This window comes from Streptomyces coeruleofuscus, assembly GCF_039532725.1.
Classification (GTDB): domain Bacteria; phylum Actinomycetota; class Actinomycetes; order Streptomycetales; family Streptomycetaceae; genus Streptomyces; species Streptomyces coeruleofuscus.
The window spans coordinates 580898-597643 of record NZ_BAAASE010000005.1; the positions used below are offsets into that span (position 1 = coordinate 580898).

Consider the following 16746-nt stretch of genomic DNA (forward strand, 5'->3'; position numbering starts at 1 on the left):
GCGGCCGGCTCCGCTCACTCGGGCAGGGGCCGGTCGTCCACGACGTGTTTCATGACGAGGGTGGAGTTCAGGCGCTGGACGCCGGGCAGCCGGGCGAGCTGCCGGTCGTAGAGCTGCTGGAAGGCGGCCAGGTCGGTGGTGGCGACGCGCAGGAGGTAGTCGGGGTCGCCGAACAGGCGCTGCGCCTGGAGCACGTGCGGTACGGCGGCCACGCCTTCCTCGAAGGCGGAGACGGTGTCGGCGTCCTCCCAACGCAGGGTGACGAAGACGAGCGCCTCGAAATCGAGGCCCACCGCGGCCGGGTCCACGACGGCCCGGTAGCCGCGGATCGCGCCCTCGCGTTCGAGGTCGCGCAGGCGGCGGTGGCAGGGCGAGACGCTCAGTTTGACGCGGGCGGCCAGCTCGGTGACCGTGAGACGGCCGTCCAGCTGTAGCTCGGTAAGAATTTTCCGGTCCAGGGCATCCATGGAGAAGATTCTGCCCCAGATGGCCCGATCAAGGAGTAAAGAAGGGAACACTTTCGGGCAGATCCGACCTAGCCTTCCTCTCGCGACAAGGCACGTGAGAGGGACCGATCGATGGACACGACGACGCTAGCGGCATTCCTGGCAGTGGATCTGCTGCTGGTGTTCACCCCCGGCGCTGACTGGGCCTATGCGATCACGGCGGGAGTCAGGGGCCGGTCGGTCGTCCCCGCGGTCGCCGGTCTGGTAGCCGGATACGCGGGATACACACTGCTCGCGGTCGCGGGCCTGGTGGTGATCGTGGCGAACTCGGCGGCCCTGCTCACCGCGCTGACCCTGGCCGGGGCCGGCTACCTGGTGTGGCTCGGCTGCGGCGTGCTGAGGCAGCCTGCCGTCCTGACGGCCTCCGGGGACGAGGCGGATTCCTCCCGCTTGCGGATCATGCTCAGGGGAGCCGGGATCAGCGGACTCAACCCGAAGGCGCTGCTGCTGTACTTCTCGCTGTTCCCGCAGTTCATCGACCCCGCGGGCGGCTGGCCGGTCGCCACACAGACCGGCCTGCTCGGCACGCTGCACATGACCGCCTGCGCCGTCGTCTACCTCGCCGTCGGAGTCCTGGCCCGCACCGTCCTGAGGACGAGGCCCGCCGCGGCCCGGGCGGTCACGCGTGTCTCCGGCGCCCTGATGATCGCGATCGGCGGGTTCCTGCTGGTGGAACGCCTGACCCGCTGATGATGCGCTGCTCGCGGTGACTGACCGTCAGGGCGTCTCAGGACCCGACGGGGGCGGTGGCGGAAAGCCGCGAACGGGTAGTCGGGGGTCCTCCCTGAGATGATGGCCGGGAAGCGGCAGGGGGGTCACATCCGGAGGCACCGTGCAGGGATCCGTACCGGAGGACTTGGCGGTCGTCGTCGACGCCCGCGGGGTGATCACGGTGTGGAGCGACGGCGCTCGACGGCTGCTCGGATACGAACCCGACGAGATCGTGGGCCGGGGCGCCGCGCGCCTGCTCGCCGCCGACCTGCCCGGTGCCACGCGACGTCATGTGGCCGACGGGCAGCGCTGGGCCGGTGAGGTCGCGCTGTGGCACCGGGACGGCGACCGTGTCGTGGTCCGGCTTCATGGCACTCCGATGCTGGACGCGGACCGCAGGCGGCTCTGGCTCGTCACCGGCACGACCCTCGCGCACACGGCGAGGCGGGCCGGGCACGGAGCCCTGCCCCTGTGGGACCTCACACTCGAGCAGCTCCCCGTGCCGGTGGCCGTCTACGACCGAGAGGCCCGGCTCGTAGCCGCCAACGAGATCATGACCCAGGTGATGGGCAGGTCCGAGGAGGAGATGAAGGGCCTGACGCTCTGGGAGATCGAGCCCAGGCCGCCCTTCGACACGTACGACCGCCTCCAGCGTGAGGTCCTGCGCACCGGCGAGATGGTCTTCCACGAAGAGCACGGCCAGGCCCCGGGCGAGACCGGGCCGCATGCCTGGTCGATGTTCATGGCGCCGCTGAAGGACGGGACCGGTGCGGTGCAGGGCATGTCCGCGACCGTGTTCGACACCACGGAGCAGTACTGGGCCCGCCGCCGGCTGGCCGTGCTCAACGACGCCGGGCTGCGGATCGGGAGCACCCTGGACGTGACCCGGACGGCCGAGGAGCTGGCCGAGGTGGCCGTGAGCGGATTCGCGGACTTCGTCACCGTGGACCTTCTGGAGTCCGTCGCCCTGGGCGACGAGCCGGAGCCGGTACCGCTTGACGAGCGCGTCACCGTGCGGCGCACCGCGCAGCGGTCGGTGCTGGAGGGCTGCCCGGAGTCGGTGGTCGCCTCGGGCGACGCCACGTCCTACCCCGTGGGCACGCCGCCGGTGCGGACGCTGGTCGCCGGCCGGGGCTCGCGGCACCGGGCGGGAGATCCGGGGCTGCGGGAGTGGATCAGGTCCTCCCCGGCCCGCGCCGAGTCGGTGTCCAGGCACATGATCCACTCGGTGATGATGGTGCCGCTGCGCGCCCGCGGGGTGACCCTGGGACTGGTGCACTTCCTGCGGCACCGGACGGCGGAACCGTTCAGCGAGGACGATCTGCTGCTCGCGGAGGAGATCGTCGCCAGGGCGGCGGTGAGCGTGGACAACGCCCGCCGCTACACCCGGGAACGCCGGACGGCGCTGGCACTTCAGCGCAGTCTCCTGCCCGACCGGCCGCCGGACCTGGCGGCGATGCAGGTCGCCTACCGCTATCTGCCGGCCGGTTCCGGAGCGGACATCGGGGGCGACTGGTTCGACGTGATCCCGCTGTCCGGCACGCGGGTCGCCCTGGTCGTGGGCGATGTGGTGGGACACGGCATCCAGGCCTCGGCCACGATGGGCCGGCTGCGGACCGCGGTGCGGACGCTCGCGGATGTCGATCTCGCCCCCGACGAACTGCTCACCCAGCTGGACGATCTCGTCATCCGGATCGACCGGGAAGAGGGCCCGGAGGCGCGCGGGCGGGCGGCGGAGACCTCGGGACAGGTCGGCGCCACCTGCCTGTACGCCGTGTACGACCCGGTGTCCCGCCGCTGCACGATGGCCCGGGCCGGGCATCCGCCGCCCGCCCTGGTCACGCCCGACGGCGCCGTACGGTTCCTGGATCTGCCGGCCGGGCCACCGCTGGGTGTGGGCGGTCTGCCGTTCGAAGCCGTCGAGGTGCCGCTGGAGGAGAACAGCCTGCTCGCCCTCTACACCGACGGGCTGATCAACGCCGCCGACCACGACATGGAGGCCGGCCTCGCCCTGCTCCGCGAGGCACTGGGCAACCCGGCCGGGGAGCTGGAGGAGACCTGTGAGCAGGTGCTGCGCACGGTGCTGGCCGGCCGTCCCGCCGACGACATCGTGCTGATGCTGGCCCGGACCGCCGCGCTCGACGCCGGGAAGGTGCGCACCTGGCAGTTGCCGCCCGACCCCGCTGCCGTGGCCCGGGCCCGCAAGATGGCGGGTGAGCAACTGACCGCCTGGGGGCTGGCGGAGGCGGAGTTCACCACGGAGCTCATCGTCAGTGAGCTGGTGACCAACGCGCTGCGGTACGGCGGCGCGCCCATCGAACTGCGGCTGATCCGCGACTCGGCCCTCATCTGCGAGGTGTCCGACGGCAGCAGCACCGCGCCCCACCTGCGCCGGGCCCGCGTGTTCGACGAGGGCGGACGCGGGCTGCTGCTCGTCGCCCAGCTCTCGGAACGCTGGGGCAGCCGCCAGACCCCCACGGGCAAGACCATCTGGGCTGAACAGCCACTGCCGGGACAGGCCGGCGGGGGTGGTGACTAGCGTGTGTCGACGATGCCGCCGGTCACCGCGATGACCTCGCCGACCGTGTAGCTGGAGTCGGCGTCGGAGGCGAGGTAGACGTACGTCGGTGCGATCTCCTCCGGCTGGGCCGCTCGTTCCAGCGGGGCCTCGCTGCCGATCTGGGCGAGTCCGTCCGGCGGCATGTGCTGGTCCGCCTCGTTGAGCGGCGTCCAGGTCGGGCCCGGCGCGACCACGTTCGCGCGCACGCCGCGCTTGGCCAGGTGCACGGCGACGGACTTGGTCAGGGTGATCAGCGCGGCCTTGGACGCGGCGTAGTCGATCATCGTCGTACTGCCCTTGAGCGCCTCTTCGGTGGCCGTGGCGATGACGGCGTCGCCGGGCTTCAGGTGCGGCAGCGACGCCATGAGCAGGTGGAAGTACGCGTAGACGTTCGTCTTGAACGTCCGGTCGAAGTCCTCGGCGGTCAACTGGTCGAGTTCGAGCTTGCTGTTGAGGTACGCGGCGTTGCTCACCAGGATGTTCAGCCCGCCGAGCTCCGCCACCGTCCGCTCGACGACCTCGCGGCAGAACTCCGGGTCGGTGAGGTGGCCGGGCAGGAGCAGGCAGCGCCGGCCCTGGTCCTCGACCTCGCTCCGGACGCGCTCCGCGTCCACCTGCTCCTCGGGAAGGTAGACGATGGCGACGTCGGCTCCCTCCCGCGCGTACAGCAGCGCCACCGCCCGCCCGATGCCCGAGTCGCCGCCGGTGATCAGCGCGGCCTTCCCCTCCAGTTTCCCGCTGGCCCGGTAGCGGCTCGCCCGGTAGCGCGGCGGGGTGCGCATATCGGCCTCGAGGCCGGGCCGCTGCTGCTTGTCGGAGTCGTAGGGCGGGTCGGGCTCGGACACGACCTGTGGTGCGGACCGTTCCTGCTCGGGCTGCACGGGGGTTTCCTTTCGCCGGTGTCGTCCACGGCGCGACCGTTCACCTGGGGTCACGCCGTTTCTTCCCCGCACCGCGTGCCCATATCGGCCGCAGGCATGTTCCCCGTCGTCGCCCGGCCGGCACCGCGCCGATCGGCATGGCCGCACCCGCAAGGGGTACTCAGTCGATCTTGGAAGGCCCGGCCGGAGGGCCTGCTGTCGGAAGGAGATCCGTGTCTGACGAGACGGTGAAGAACGTCTTCGTGATCGGGCTCGACGAGGCCAATCTGCCGACGCTGCGGGCGGTTCCCGGAGCTGACCGGCTGCGCTTTCACCAACTGCTGACCATCGAGGAACTCCAGTACGGCGAGGTGCACCTGCCCACGCTGTTCGACAAGGCCAGGGAGGTGCTGGACGCCTTCGACGGCAGCATCGACGCGATCGTCGGCTACTGGGACTTCCCGGTCAGCACCCTCGTGCCGATGCTGAGCGAACGCTACGGAACGCGGAGCACGAGTCTGGAGTCGGTGGTCAAGTGCGAGCACAAGTACTGGAGCCGGCTGGAGCAGCAGAAGGCGACCGACCGGCACCCGGGGTTCGACAGGGTCGACCTGTCGGCCGAGCCACCGCGACCGCCGGAGAACGTGACCTTCCCGATGTGGGTCAAGCCCGCGCTCTCCTACTCGTCCGAACTCGCCTTCGGAGTCGATGACGAAGAGGAGTTCCGCAAGGCCGTCACCGAGATCCGCGAGGGCATCTCCCGCATCGGCCGCCCCTTCGAGCACATCCTCGAACGCATCGACCTGCCTCCGGAGATGGACGGCGTCGGCGGCCGGGTCTGCCTGGCGGAGGAGGCGATGTCCGGCGTCCAGGTCGCCGTCGAGGGCTACGTCCACCGGGGCGAGGTGACGGTCTACGGAGTGCTGGACTCCATCCAGTACCCGGACTCCCCCTGCTTCCTGCGCCACCAGTACCCCTCGACGCTGCCGCCGGCGGTCATCGCGGAGCTCCACGACGTCTCGGAGCGGGTGATGCGGCAGATCGGCATGGACTCGGCCACCTTCAGCATCGAGTACTTCTACGACCCGAAGACACAGTCGATCAACCTGCTGGAGATCAACCCCCGGCACTCCCAGTCGCACGCGGAGCTGTTCCAGTACGTCGACGGCGTCCCCAACCACCACTGCATGGTGAGCCTCGCGCTCGGCGAGGACCCGCGCATGCCGCATGGCGAGGGCCCGTACGCGATGGCGGCGAAGTGGTACCACCGCTGGTTCACCGACGGCGTGGTGCGCCGGGTGCCCGGGCCCGAGGAGATCGCCCGCATCGAGCGGGAAACGCCGGGCGTGCGCATCGAGGTGGTCTCCGAGGAGGGCACCCGGCTTTCGGACCTCCCCGGACAGGACAGCTACAGCTACGAGTTGGCGCACATCTACACCGGCGGTGCGGACGAGGCGGAGCTGCGGGAGAAGTTCGACCACTGCGTGGCCGCACTGGGCCTCGCCTTCGACGAACCCCCGCCCGAGTGAAGCCCCGCCGTAGAGAACCCCCACGAGAGTAAGGAGCACGTGGGTTCCATGCGTTACGTGACCAACCTGCCCCACGCCACGAAGGAAGAAGAGCACGTCACGATCCCGATGTCCGACGGGGTCCGGCTCTCCGCGCACGTCTGGCGTCCCACCTCGTCGGACCATGAGCCGGTGCCCGCGGTGCTGGAGTACATCCCGTACCGCAAGCGCGATCTGACGGCCGTGCGCGACTCGATCCACCACCCGTATCTCGCGGGACACGGCTACGCCTGTGTCCGCGTCGACCTGCGCGGTACCGGCGACTCGGAGGGCGTGCTGCGCGACGAGTACCTGGAGCGGGAGCAGGCGGACGCTGAGGAGGTGCTGGCCTGGCTGACGGAACAGCCCTGGTGCGACGGCGGCACGGGCATGATGGGCATCTCCTGGGGCGCGTTCGCGGCGCTCCAGGTGGCTGCCCGGCAGCCGCCCGGCCTGAAGGCCATCGCCATCGCCTCCTTCACCGACGACCGGCACGCCGACGACATGCACTACATGGGCGGCGCCCTGCTGTCGGACAACCTGGCCGAGGCGGGCACGATGTTCGCCTACGGCACCTGTCCGCCGGACCCGGCCGTGGTCGGCGACCGCTGGCGGGAGATGTGGCGGGAGCGCCTGGAGCACACCGAGCCCTGGGTCCTCCAGTGGCTGCGCCACCAGCGGCGGGACGACTACTGGCGGCACGCCTCGGTGTGCGAGGACTACAGCAGCGTGCGCTGCCCGGTCCTGGCCTCCAGCGGCTGGGCGGACGGCTACTCCAACGCCGTGACCCGGCTGCTCGGCCATCTGGACGTGCCCCGCAAGGGGCTGATCGGCCCCTGGTCGCACAAGTTCCCCCACCTCGGGGAGCCCGGCCCGGCGATCGGCTACCTCCAGGAGCTCGTACGGTGGTGGGACCACTGGCTCAAGGGCGTGGACAACGGCGTCATGGACGGCCCCATGCTGCAAGCGTGGATGCAGGACAGCGTGCCGCCCTCCACCGCGTACGAGGAGCGGCCGGGACGCTGGGTCGGCGAGCCGGACTGGCCCTCCCCGCACATCCGGCAGGCCGTTCATCCGCTCACCCGGCACACGATCGGGCCTCCGCGGGAGGCGGCGGACGGGGTGAACGCCCTCGACGGCGACGCGATGACCGTGCAGTCGCCGCTGTCCGTGGGCCAGTTCGCGGGCAAGTGGGCCTCCTACAACGCGCCCCCGGACCTGCCGTACGACCAGCGTGAGGAGGACGGCGGTTCGCTCGTATTCGACAGCGAGCCGCTGACCGAGCCGGTGGAGATCCTCGGCTCGCCGACGGTGGAACTCGACCTGTCGGTCAGCGAACCGGTCGCCATGGTGGCCGCGCGGCTGTCCGACGTGAGCCCGGACGGCTCCGCGACCCGGGTCTCGTACGGCATCCTGAACCTCACCCGCCGCGACAGCACGGAGTCGCCCGAGCCGCTGGAGCCGGGCCGCCGCTACCGCGCCACCGTCCCGCTGAACGGAGTGGCCCAGGCGTTCCCGCCCGGCCACCGCATCCGGCTCTCCCTCTCCACGTCCTACTGGCCGCTGGCCTGGCCACCGCCGAAGCCCGCCCTGCTGAGCGTCCACGAGCACTCCAGCACGCTCACCCTGCCGGTGCGGCCGGTGGAGGAACCGGACGAGGTGCCGGCATCCCCCTTCGGCGAACCCGAGGGCACTCCCCCGATCGCCACGAGCCAGGTGACGCCCCCGGAGGAGCGCTGGGAGGTCAAGCGGGACCTGATCGGCTACCACTCCGAGCTGGACATCGTGAAGGACCGGGGCACGGTCCGCTTCGAGGACATCAACATGGAGGCGGGGCGCCGCGCCCGCGAGCGCTACACGGCGGTCGCCGACGACTTCACCTCGGTCAGCGGCGAGTCCACGTGGACCATGCGGTTCCAGCGGGACGACTGGGACGTACGGGTGGTGACGCAGACCCAGCTGAGCTGTGACGACACGGACTTCTTCGTGGACGCGACCCTCGACGCGTACGAGGCCGACCGCCGGGTGTTCTCCCGCACCTGGAACGAGCGGGTACCGCGCGACCTGCTGTAGCGCGCCCCGCCGACCGGCAGGATCCCCACCCCACGCGTGGAGGGCGCCGCCGGGACTACTTCTCCCCCTCCCACGAGAGCCCCGTCGACGGCCGTCCGTCGACGGGGCTCTCGGTGTGCGCGACGAAGTCGTCGAGGAGCCGGTGGAGGAACAGGGCGAGCTGCCGCAGTTCCCCGGGTGACCAGGCCGACAGCGCCATCTCCATGCCACGGCGGCGGACCTCCTGTATGCGACGGACCGCGTCCAGGCCGGCTTGCGTGAGCTGGACGCGCTGGGCGCGCCGGTCGTCCGGGTCGGGGACGCGGGTCACGTGGCCGGTCCTCTCCAGTCGCCGCAGCTGCCGGGTGACGTGGGACGCCTCCACCGACAGCCGGGCGGCCAGCACCCCGGGACGCAGCGGGTCGCCCTCGGCGATGTGCAGCAGGACCGTCGCGGCGGCCCGGTCCAGGGACAGACCCGACTCGGCCATCAGACGCTCGTGCTGCCGGGCCCTTCCGGCCAGGTACGCGATGCGGGTGAGGGCTCGCTCGATCTCGATCAGATCCGTCGAGACGGGCGCCGCCGTGGGCCGTGTGGACATGGCATGACCCTAGATGCGCTTGCCTGACTTAAGCAATATTAAAAGTTGCTTGACTTAGGCAACGCAATTCTGCTTGCCTAAGTCAAGCAATCCCGCTCCCCGCCCCACGGAGGCCTGCCATGTCCGACACCGTCGCCCGCCACGCGGAGACCGGGTCGAGCGCCCCGCCCAGACCGAACGCCGTGGTCGCGGTGCTCGCCCTCGCCGGCGTCGTGGTCTCGCTGATGCAGACCCTGGTCATCCCGATCGTCCCCGAGCTGCCGAGGTACCTGGACGCCTCGGCGTCGAACGCCGCCTGGGCGGTCACCGCCACCCTGCTCGCCGCCGCCGTCGCCACCCCGGTCGTCGGGCGCCTCGGCGACATGTTCGGCAAGCGCCGCATGCTCCTGGTCAGCATCGTGCTGCTGGTGTCCGGCTCGGTCGTCTGCGCCCTGAGCGACTCGCTCGTCCCGATGGTCGTCGGCCGGACGATGCAGGGCCTGGCGGCGGCCGTCGTCCCGCTCGGCATCAGCGTGCTCCGCGACGTCCTGCCCGCCGAGCGGCTGGCCGGCTCCACCGCCCTGATGAGCGCTTCGCTCGGCGTCGGCGGTGCCCTCGGGCTGCCCGCGGCGGCGTTCATCGCCGACCGCTACGACTGGCACGTGCTGTTCTGGACCTCCGCCGTCCTCGGTGTCGCCGCCCTGGCGCTGGTAGTGCTGGTCGTACCCGAGTCGAAGGTCCGCACCGGCGGCAGCTTCGACCTGCCCGGCTCGCTCGGACTGTCCGCCGCGCTGGTGTCCCTGCTGCTGGCCGTCTCCAAGGGCGGCGACTGGGGCTGGACCAGCGGCACGACCCTCGGTCTGTTCGGTGCCGCGGTCGTGATCTTCCTGGTCTGGGGGCGGTACGAGCTGCGCACCGCCCAGCCGCTGGTGGACCTGCGCACCACCGCGCGCCGGCAGGTGCTGTTCACCAACCTCGCCTCGGTCGCGCTCGGCTTCTCGATGTTCGCCATGTCGCTCGTCCTGCCGCAGGTCCTCCAGCTCCCCGAGCAGACCGGCTACGGGCTGGGCAAGTCGATGCTGGCCGTCGGCCTGATCCTGGCTCCGCAGGGTCTGGTGATGATGGCCATGTCGGCCGTCTCCGCCGGCATCACCAAGGCGAAGGGACCGAAGGTCACCTTGATGATCGGCGCGGTCGTCGTCGCGGCCGGCTACGGACTGAGCCTCGTGCTGATGTCCGAGGTCTGGCACATCGTCCTGGTCGCCTGCGTCATCGGCGGCGGCGTCGGCTTCGCCTACGGCGCCATGCCCGCCCTGATCATGGGCGCCGTGCCGGCCTCCGAGACGGCCGCGGCCAACAGCCTCAACACCCTGATGCGCTCCATGGGCACGTCGTTCGCCAGCGCCCTCGCCGGCGTCATCCTGGCGCAGATGACCACCGGCTTCGGCGGCCACTTGCTGCCCTCCGAGAACGGCTTCAGGACGGTCATGGCCATCGGTGCCGGAGCCGCCCTCCTGGCCTTCTTCCTCGCCTCCTTCCTCCCCCGCCGGCAGGCCGCCGCCGAACCCGCCCCGGTGGCGGAAGGCCCCGCCGAGCAGGCGGAGTTCTCCGGCGCGCGCTCCTAGTTCACACCGGTCTCGGCCACCGCTTCGCGGTCGGCCGCCCTCCCCCACCCACCTCTGAGGAGATGTCATGTCCGATGCCCTGGCCTGCCCCGTCACCGGCGCCTCCGGGCCGCTGCCCGAGTACCCGCTGCCGCGGGCGGCGGAGTGCCCGCTGGCCCCGGCCCCGGCCGCGCAGGAGCTGCGATCCGAGAAGCCGGTCACGCGGGTGCGGATCTGGAACGGCAGCACTCCCTGGCTGGTCACCCGGCACGCCGACCAGCGGGCCCTGCTGCCCGACCCGCGCGTCAGCGACGACGACCTCGACCCCGGTTTCCCGTACGTGAACGCCCACCGGGCGGCGATCGCGCCGGTCTCACCGCGGCTCATCACGAACACGGACGCCCCGGAGCACACGCGGCTGCGGCGGACCGTCAACGGGCCGTTCGTCGTCAAGCGGATCGAGAAGATGCGGGAGCCGGTCCAGAAGATCGTCGACGACCTGATCGACGAGATGCTCGCCGGCCCCAACCCGGTCGATCTGCTCACGGCGTTCGCGCTGCCGGTGCCGTCCCTGGTCATCGCCCAACTGCTCGGAGTGCCGTACGAGGACCACGACTTCTTCCAGCGCAGCAGCAGCCTGGTGCTCGACGGTTCGGTCCCGGCGGACGAGGCCAGGAGGGTCAGCGGTGAACTGGCCGCCTATCTGGACGACCTGATCACGCGGAAGACGGCCGATCCGGACGACGACGTGCTGTCGGAGATGGCCGGCCGCGTCCGGGCCGGCGAGATGACGCACACCGAGGCCGTCCACATGGGCGTGGCGATGCTGATCGCCGGTCACGAGACCACCGCGACGATGATCAGCCTCGGCACCCTCGCCCTCCTCCAGCATCCCGACCAGCTCGCCCTGCTGCGCGAGACCGACGACCCGAAGGTGGTCGCGAACGCGGTGGACGAGGTGCTGCGCTACCTGTCCATCGTCCAGACCGGCGTGCGCAGGGTCGCCAAGGACGACATCGAGATCGGTGACGTAGTCATCCGCAAGGGCGACGGCATCATCTTCGACCTGCACGCCGCGAACTGGGACCCGGAGGTCTTCCCCGGGGCGGAACGGCTGGACATCGCCCGACCGGCCCGTATCCACCAGGCGTTCGGCTACGGCCCGCACCAGTGCCTGGGCCAGAACCTGGCCCGCCTGGAGCTCCAGGTCGTCTACGGCACCCTCTACCGCCGCGTCCCGACCCTGCGGCTGGCCGCGGCGATCGAGGACCTGGAGTTCGACCACACCGGGACCACCTACGGCGTGCACAGCCTGCCCGTGGCCTGGTGACCCCCTCCCCCACCCAGAAACAACCGAGGTGACAAGCATGCGTGTGGAACTGGACGTACCGAAGTGCGTGGCGTCGGGGCAGTGCGTGATGGCCGCTCCCGACGTCTTCGACCAGCGGGACGACGACGGTGTCGCGATCCTGCTGGAGGAGCGGCCCGCCGAGGAACTGCTCGACGACGTACGCGAGGCCGTGGCGGTCTGCCCGGCCGCGGCGATCCGGCTGGTGGAGGGGTGAGGCGCGTCGTGGTGGCCGGCGCCTCGGCCGCCGGGCTCGCGGCGGCCGAGACCCTGCGCCGGGCGGGCTACGACGGCTCGCTCACCCTCGTCGGTGACGAGCCGCACGCCCCGTACGACCGTCCCCCGCTGTCCAAGCAGATCCTCTCCGGCGAGTGGACCACCGGACGGCTGCTGCTGCGTCCCCGGGCCGACCTCGACGCCCTCGGCCTGGACCTGCGGTTGGGGACGGCGGCGACCGGGCTGGACCTGACGGACCGTACGGTGTGTCTGGCCGACGGGTCTCGGCTGCCGTACGACGGGCTGATCGTGGCCACCGGGGTGCGTCCGCGGCGGCTGCCCGGCGACGGCCGCGCCCATGTGCTGCGCACCCTGGACGACGCCCTCGCGCTGCGCGAGAGGCTGAAGCCGGGCTGTCGGCTGGTCGTGGTGGGCGCCGGGTTCCTCGGCGCCGAGGCCGCCGCGGTGGCCTGGCGGCTGGGCGCCCGCGTGACCCTGCTCGAACCGGCTCCCGTGCCGCTGGCGCACGCCGTCGGCACCGAGGTCGGCCAGGTGCTCGCCCGGGCCCATCTCGACCACGGCGTGGAGCTGCGCACCGGCGTCTCCGTGACCGAGGTGACCGGCGGGGGCGTGCGGCTCGCGGACGCCGAACTGGTCGAGGCCGACGAGGTCCTGGTCGCCATCGGCTCGCTGCCCAACACCGAGTGGCTGGCGGGCAGCGGGCTGCGCGTCGGCGACGGTGTGCTCTGCGACGAGTTCTGCGAGGCCGCGCCGGGGGTGTACGCGGCCGGTGACGTGGCCCGCTGGGACAACCCGCTGTTCGGGACGTCGATGCGGATCGAGCACCGCACGAACGCCGCCGAGCAGGGCATGGCCGCCGCCCGCAACCTGCTCGCCGCGCCGGACGCGCGCAGGCCGTTCGCGCCGGTGCCGTACTTCTGGTCCGACCAGTACGACGTGAAGGTCCAGGCGTACGGCCATCTGCGCGGGCACGACGAAGTCGCCGTCGTGGAGGGCGACTTGGCGGAGGGCAGGTTCGTGGCCGCCTACCGCACGGGCGAGCGGCTGACCGGCGCCCTGACGGTCGGCATGCCGCCCAAGGCCGTTCGCGCCTGGCGGCAGGCCATCGCGGGCGGGACGGCCTGGCGCGACGCCGTACCGGCCGCCGGAACCGAGGCGGCCTGACCCTCGGTACCCCACCCCGGGCGGGAGCGGACCCCGTGCCGTTCCCGCCCTTTTCGGATTCAGCAAGGAGATCGCACATGCGGAACCGTACGGACGACCCGGGTGAGGTGGTCGTCGTCACCGGAGTGGGCGGGATGGGATCGGCGGTCGCGCGGCGCCTGGGCAGCGGACGGACACTGATCCTCGCCGACCACTCGCGCGAGCGGCTCGACCGGGTCGTGGCGGAGCTGGGCGCGCAGGGGTACGCGGCACACGGCGTGCCGACCGACGTCTCCGACCGTGCGTCGGTCGAGCGGCTCGCCCGGACAGCGGCGGAACAGGGGCGGATCACCGCCGTGGTGCACACCGCCGGTGTCGCCGCCGCGACGGCCCCGGTCCGCAGGATCCTCGACGTGGACCTGCTCGGCACGGTGTACGTGATCGAGGCGTTCGAGAAGGTGGCCGTCCAGGGCACCTCGCTGGTCTGTGTCGCCAGCCTGGCCGGACACATGGCATCGATCGACGGCGAGGACGAGGCCGCCCTGGCGACGGCTCCCGCCGAGGAGTTGCTCGGGCTGAAGGCGGTCACGGCCCTCGGCGACGACCCGACCGCCGCCTACATCCTCGCCAAACGCGCCAACCACGTACGCGTGCAGGCCGCCGCCCTGGCCTGGAACCGGCTCGGCGCCCGTATCAACACGATCAGCCCGGGTGTCATCGCCACCGCCATGGCGAAGGCGGAGGCCGACTCGGATGCCGAGGGGCACATGCTCGGCATGCTCGACGCGTGCGGCGCGGGGCGGCCGGGCACGCCCGGCGAGATCGCCGACGCCGTGGCCTTCCTCACCGGCCCCGAGGCCCGGTACATCACCGGCAGCGACCTGCTCGTCGACGGCGGGCAGGCGGCCTGGATCCGCCGGCACATGCGACGTCCGGGGTGATGGTTCCCGGGCCGTCGGCCCGGCCGGCCGGGAAGGACGCCGCGACGGGCCGGGCGGGCCACGGTCCGGCTGATCGTCGCCGCAAGCGCCCTGCCTTCGGTCTGCACTCGGCCCGTATCCGCTCAGCGTGGCGCGACAGCGGGCTGGGTCAGCCGCTCGCGGATGAGGCGGACCACGTCCGGCGCGTGGTCGACGAGGAAGAAGTGTCCGCCGGAGTACCGCTCCATCTCGAAGGCGCCCCGGGTGTGCGCGCTCCAGGCGCGTATCTCCTCCTGGCTCGTCTTGGGGTCGTCGTCTCCGCTCAGCGCGGTGACGGGGCTGCGGAGCCGGTGGTCCGTCGTGCACACGTAGGTCTCCGCGGCGCGGTAGTCGTTCCGCACGGCCGACAGCACCATGCGCATCAACTCTTCGTCACCGAAGACCTGTTGGTCCGTGCCGCTGAGCCCGCGCAGTTCGGCGATGATCCCGGCGTCGTCACGCCGGTGCACCTGCTCGTCGCGGTGGCACGACGGTGCCCGGCGCCCCGAGACGAAGACCCGCTCGGCGACCCGCCCGGCCCGCTCCAGCCGTACGGCGACCTCGAAGGCCAGTACCGCGCCCATGCTGTGCCCGAACAGGGCGAAGGGGCGGTCGACCGCGCCCGTCACGGCCCGGCACACCTGGTCCGCGAGGCCGCCGATGGTGTCGATCATGGGCTCGCGGTGCCGGTCCTGGCGCCCCGGGTACTGCACGGCGAGCACCTCGACGCCGGGGCTCAGTGCCTGGGCCACCGGCCGGAAGAAGGACGCCGAACCGCCCGCGTGCGGCAGACAGACCAGTTGCACGGGGGCGTCGGGGCTCGGGAAGAAGCGCCGTATCCAGGGATCGGTGGCGGTCATGGGGCCTTCCTGTTCGGTTGCGCGGGACCTCGGTTGCGCGGGACAGCGGACCCGCAGGCGCACGCCGTCGTGCATCTCCCATTCTGTAGGCCGGCACACAGCGCTCGGGCGGCTTTCCAGGACGGACACTTCCGGGTGACCATGGCTGGGCACCCCTACCGCAGGGAGGTACCCCATGACCGACTCACCCGCCCCCGCCCCCGGCGTGCTGCCGACGACCGCGCGCACGGGACGTGTCGAACTGACGCCCGCCGCCGAGGACCTGCTGCGGCGGCTGACCGGGACCCACGGGCCGGTGATGTTCCACCAGTCCGGCGGCTGCTGCGACGGCAGCGCTCCGATGTGCTACCCGCGCGGCGAGTTCCGGGTCGGTGCCGCGGACGTCCTGCTGGGGCACGTGGCCGGGGACACCCCGTTCTGGATGAGCGCGGACCAGTTCACCTACTGGTCGCACACCCACCTCACCGTGGACGTGGTCCCCGGCCGCGGCAGCGGCTTCTCCCTGGAGGCCCCGGAAGGCGTCCGCTTCCTGCTCCGCTCCCGCCTCCTGACCGACGAGGAGCTGCGGCGCATCGAGTCGGAACCACCGCTGCCGACGGGGGCGGACGAGGTCGCCTAGTGTGAGCCCATGTACACGACGCGGGTCTCCGGGCATGTCGGCGCGCCCCGTGCGGACGTCTACCGTGCGCTGGTGAGCGCGGAGGCGATCGCGTGCTGGCGGGTGCCGGCCGGGATGAGCTGTGAGGTGCACGAGTTCGACGCGCGGGAGGGCGGCAGGTTCCGTGTCTCGCTCACCTACGAGGCACCGGACGCCACCGGCAAGTCGGCCGCGCACACCGACACGTACCACGGCCACTTCGCACGGCTCGTGCCGGACGAGCAGGTGGTCGAGGTGCTCGCCTTCGAGGCCGTCGACCCCGCCCTGGGCGGCACGATGACCCTGACGACGACACTCACCGACGCCGACGGCGGTGGCACCGACGTCCTCATGGTCCACGAGGGGATCCCCGACGCCGTGCCCGCCGCCGACAACGAGACGGGCACGCGCATGGCCCTGGAGAATCTGGCCCGGTTCGTCGAGACCGGCCGGGACGGCTAAGGCGCGGCGCAGACGGACGGCAGCGCCCGCCCGAGCCCCTTCAGGTGCAGGCCGTCGAGCCGGTGGGTGTACGCGGACCAGCCGGCGGCCGTGACCAGGCGGGGACCGCATGACGGCAGGGTCCGGGCGCGTTCCGTGCCGTCGAGCGTGGCCAGCAGTTGTGTGGTGATGCGGTCGAGGGCCGGGCGGACCTCCTTGGCCAGGTCCGGCCGTTCGGTGGGGCGCTCGCCGGGGTTCGCGTCCCAGCGGGCGTACAGGCCGCGCTGCACCAGCTTGTTCGCCTCGATCTGGTCCCGGAACACGGCGGCCACGGCGTCCGGGTCGAGTCCGAGGCCGGCCGCCCGGGTGCGGACGTCGTCCAGGATCCGCGCCTCGCGCTCCGGATCGTCGATCGGCGTCTCCGTGCCGTACTTGGCGGCGGCGACCTTGTCGGCCAGCAGCAGCCGCTGGGCGAGCAGTTCGGTCACCGGCGTCAGGTCCGGCGTCAGGCCGTGCGCGGCGGCCGTGTGACGTGCGGGGACGGGACGCTCGGCGGCGGTGGCCGGGCCTGCCGTCCCGAGCGCCAGGGTGGCCGCGGCCGTCAGGGTGCCGAGGAGAGTGAGGACGGGCCGGAGACGTCGAGCACGCACAGGGGTGTCCTTCCGCGGGGGCGAAGCGCCGGACGACGGCGCTGTCCGCAA

16 protein-coding genes are annotated in these 16746 nt (G+C 72.0%); 11 read left to right on the top strand and 5 right to left on the bottom strand.

The window, feature by feature from the left end:
- Positions 1 to 14 precede the first annotated feature (14 nt).
- Complete coding sequence (locus ABFX81_RS22050; protein WP_086840628.1) at positions 15 to 467, bottom strand: Lrp/AsnC ligand binding domain-containing protein; 453 nt, start codon at positions 465 to 467, stop codon at positions 15 to 17.
- A 111-nt stretch (positions 468 to 578) separates the two neighbouring features.
- Between ABFX81_RS22050 and ABFX81_RS22055 the strand changes: the two genes are divergently transcribed.
- Complete coding sequence (locus ABFX81_RS22055) at positions 579 to 1196, top strand: LysE family transporter (RefSeq protein ID WP_086840630.1); 618 nt, start codon at positions 579 to 581, stop codon at positions 1194 to 1196.
- A gap of 142 nt (positions 1197 to 1338) precedes the next feature.
- A complete protein-coding gene (locus ABFX81_RS22060; RefSeq protein WP_086840632.1) occupies positions 1339 to 3756 on the top strand; it encodes a SpoIIE family protein phosphatase in 2418 nt (805 codons plus the stop codon).
- On the opposite strand, the gene ABFX81_RS22065 is transcribed toward ABFX81_RS22060, so the two are convergent.
- The gene (locus tag ABFX81_RS22065; RefSeq protein ID WP_086840634.1) at positions 3753 to 4658 is read right to left on the bottom strand and encodes an SDR family oxidoreductase; all 906 of its coding nucleotides are present in this window, start codon (positions 4656 to 4658) and stop codon (positions 3753 to 3755) included. The genes ABFX81_RS22060 and ABFX81_RS22065 overlap by 4 nt on opposite strands.
- A gap of 212 nt (positions 4659 to 4870) precedes the next feature.
- Here ABFX81_RS22065 and ABFX81_RS22070 point away from each other — a divergent pair, with 212 nt between their 5' ends.
- Both ABFX81_RS22070 and ABFX81_RS22075 read left to right on the top strand, forming a co-directional pair.
- Complete coding sequence (locus ABFX81_RS22070; RefSeq protein ID WP_086840636.1) at positions 4871 to 6166, top strand: ATP-grasp domain-containing protein; 1296 nt, start codon at positions 4871 to 4873, stop codon at positions 6164 to 6166.
- Positions 6167 to 6214: 48 nt separating this feature from the next.
- Positions 6215 to 8257 (top strand): CocE/NonD family hydrolase, encoded by a 2043-nt coding sequence (locus tag ABFX81_RS22075; protein WP_086840638.1) that lies wholly within the window; start codon positions 6215 to 6217, stop codon positions 8255 to 8257.
- Positions 8258 to 8312: 55 nt separating this feature from the next.
- Here ABFX81_RS22075 and ABFX81_RS22080 read toward each other — a convergent pair whose 3' ends face one another.
- Entirely contained in the window at positions 8313 to 8837 is a 525-nt protein-coding gene (locus ABFX81_RS22080) for a MarR family transcriptional regulator (RefSeq protein WP_086840641.1), read from the bottom strand.
- Between the two features lie 119 nt (positions 8838 to 8956).
- Between ABFX81_RS22080 and ABFX81_RS22085 the strand changes: the two genes are divergently transcribed.
- From ABFX81_RS22085 to ABFX81_RS22105, 5 genes are all read left to right on the top strand, one after another.
- Positions 8957 to 10441 (top strand): MFS transporter, encoded by a 1485-nt coding sequence (locus ABFX81_RS22085; protein WP_086840643.1) that lies wholly within the window; start codon positions 8957 to 8959, stop codon positions 10439 to 10441.
- Between the two features lie 67 nt (positions 10442 to 10508).
- Positions 10509 to 11750, top strand: a complete 1242-nt coding sequence (locus ABFX81_RS22090) for a cytochrome P450 (protein WP_086840645.1) — start codon at positions 10509 to 10511, stop codon at positions 11748 to 11750.
- 37 nt (positions 11751 to 11787) lie between these two features.
- Positions 11788 to 11985: a ferredoxin gene (locus ABFX81_RS22095; RefSeq protein ID WP_086840648.1), complete on the top strand. Its 198-nt coding sequence runs from the start codon at positions 11788 to 11790 to the stop codon at positions 11983 to 11985.
- On the top strand, positions 11982 to 13169 hold the full coding sequence (locus ABFX81_RS22100; RefSeq protein WP_346138533.1) for an NAD(P)/FAD-dependent oxidoreductase: 1188 nt from the start codon (positions 11982 to 11984) through the stop codon (positions 13167 to 13169). The genes ABFX81_RS22095 and ABFX81_RS22100 overlap by 4 nt, the downstream gene beginning before the upstream one ends.
- A gap of 77 nt (positions 13170 to 13246) precedes the next feature.
- Complete coding sequence (locus ABFX81_RS22105; protein ID WP_086840651.1) at positions 13247 to 14089, top strand: SDR family oxidoreductase; 843 nt, start codon at positions 13247 to 13249, stop codon at positions 14087 to 14089.
- 122 nt (positions 14090 to 14211) lie between these two features.
- On the opposite strand, the gene ABFX81_RS22110 is transcribed toward ABFX81_RS22105, so the two are convergent.
- A complete protein-coding gene (locus tag ABFX81_RS22110; protein WP_346138534.1) occupies positions 14212 to 14967 on the bottom strand; it encodes a thioesterase II family protein in 756 nt (251 codons plus the stop codon).
- 175 nt (positions 14968 to 15142) lie between these two features.
- On the opposite strand from ABFX81_RS22110, the gene ABFX81_RS22115 reads away from it, so the two are divergent.
- Entirely contained in the window at positions 15143 to 15586 is a 444-nt protein-coding gene (locus ABFX81_RS22115) for a DUF779 domain-containing protein (protein ID WP_346138535.1), read from the top strand.
- A gap of 9 nt (positions 15587 to 15595) precedes the next feature.
- Entirely contained in the window at positions 15596 to 16066 is a 471-nt protein-coding gene (locus ABFX81_RS22120) for an SRPBCC domain-containing protein (RefSeq protein ID WP_086848945.1), read from the top strand.
- Here the strand turns inward: ABFX81_RS22120 and ABFX81_RS22125 are convergent.
- Positions 16063 to 16695, bottom strand: a complete 633-nt coding sequence (locus ABFX81_RS22125; protein WP_086848943.1) for a chorismate mutase — start codon at positions 16693 to 16695, stop codon at positions 16063 to 16065. The two genes, ABFX81_RS22120 and ABFX81_RS22125, sit on opposite strands and share 4 nt — an antisense overlap.
- Between the last annotated feature and the right edge of the window lie 51 nt (positions 16696 to 16746).

Excerpts from the sequence above, each read along its gene's own strand:
- ABFX81_RS22050 (WP_086840628.1), bottom strand. The coding sequence starts at position 467 with ATGGATGCCCTGGACCGGAAAATTCTTACCGAGCTACAGCTGGACGGC.
- ABFX81_RS22055 (WP_086840630.1), top strand. The coding sequence starts at position 579 with ATGGACACGACGACGCTAGCGGCATTCCTGGCAGTGGATCTGCTGCTG.
- ABFX81_RS22075 (WP_086840638.1), top strand. The coding sequence starts at position 6,215 with ATGCGTTACGTGACCAACCTGCCCCACGCCACGAAGGAAGAAGAGCAC.
- ABFX81_RS22080 (WP_086840641.1), bottom strand. The coding sequence starts at position 8,837 with ATGTCCACACGGCCCACGGCGGCGCCCGTCTCGACGGATCTGATCGAG.
- ABFX81_RS22085 (WP_086840643.1), top strand. The coding sequence starts at position 8,957 with ATGTCCGACACCGTCGCCCGCCACGCGGAGACCGGGTCGAGCGCCCCG.
- ABFX81_RS22090 (WP_086840645.1), top strand. The coding sequence starts at position 10,509 with ATGTCCGATGCCCTGGCCTGCCCCGTCACCGGCGCCTCCGGGCCGCTG.
- ABFX81_RS22095 (WP_086840648.1), top strand. The coding sequence starts at position 11,788 with ATGCGTGTGGAACTGGACGTACCGAAGTGCGTGGCGTCGGGGCAGTGC.
- ABFX81_RS22105 (WP_086840651.1), top strand. The coding sequence starts at position 13,247 with ATGCGGAACCGTACGGACGACCCGGGTGAGGTGGTCGTCGTCACCGGA.
- ABFX81_RS22110 (WP_346138534.1), bottom strand. The coding sequence starts at position 14,967 with ATGACCGCCACCGATCCCTGGATACGGCGCTTCTTCCCGAGCCCCGAC.
- ABFX81_RS22115 (WP_346138535.1), top strand. The coding sequence starts at position 15,143 with ATGACCGACTCACCCGCCCCCGCCCCCGGCGTGCTGCCGACGACCGCG.
- ABFX81_RS22120 (WP_086848945.1), top strand. The coding sequence starts at position 15,596 with ATGTACACGACGCGGGTCTCCGGGCATGTCGGCGCGCCCCGTGCGGAC.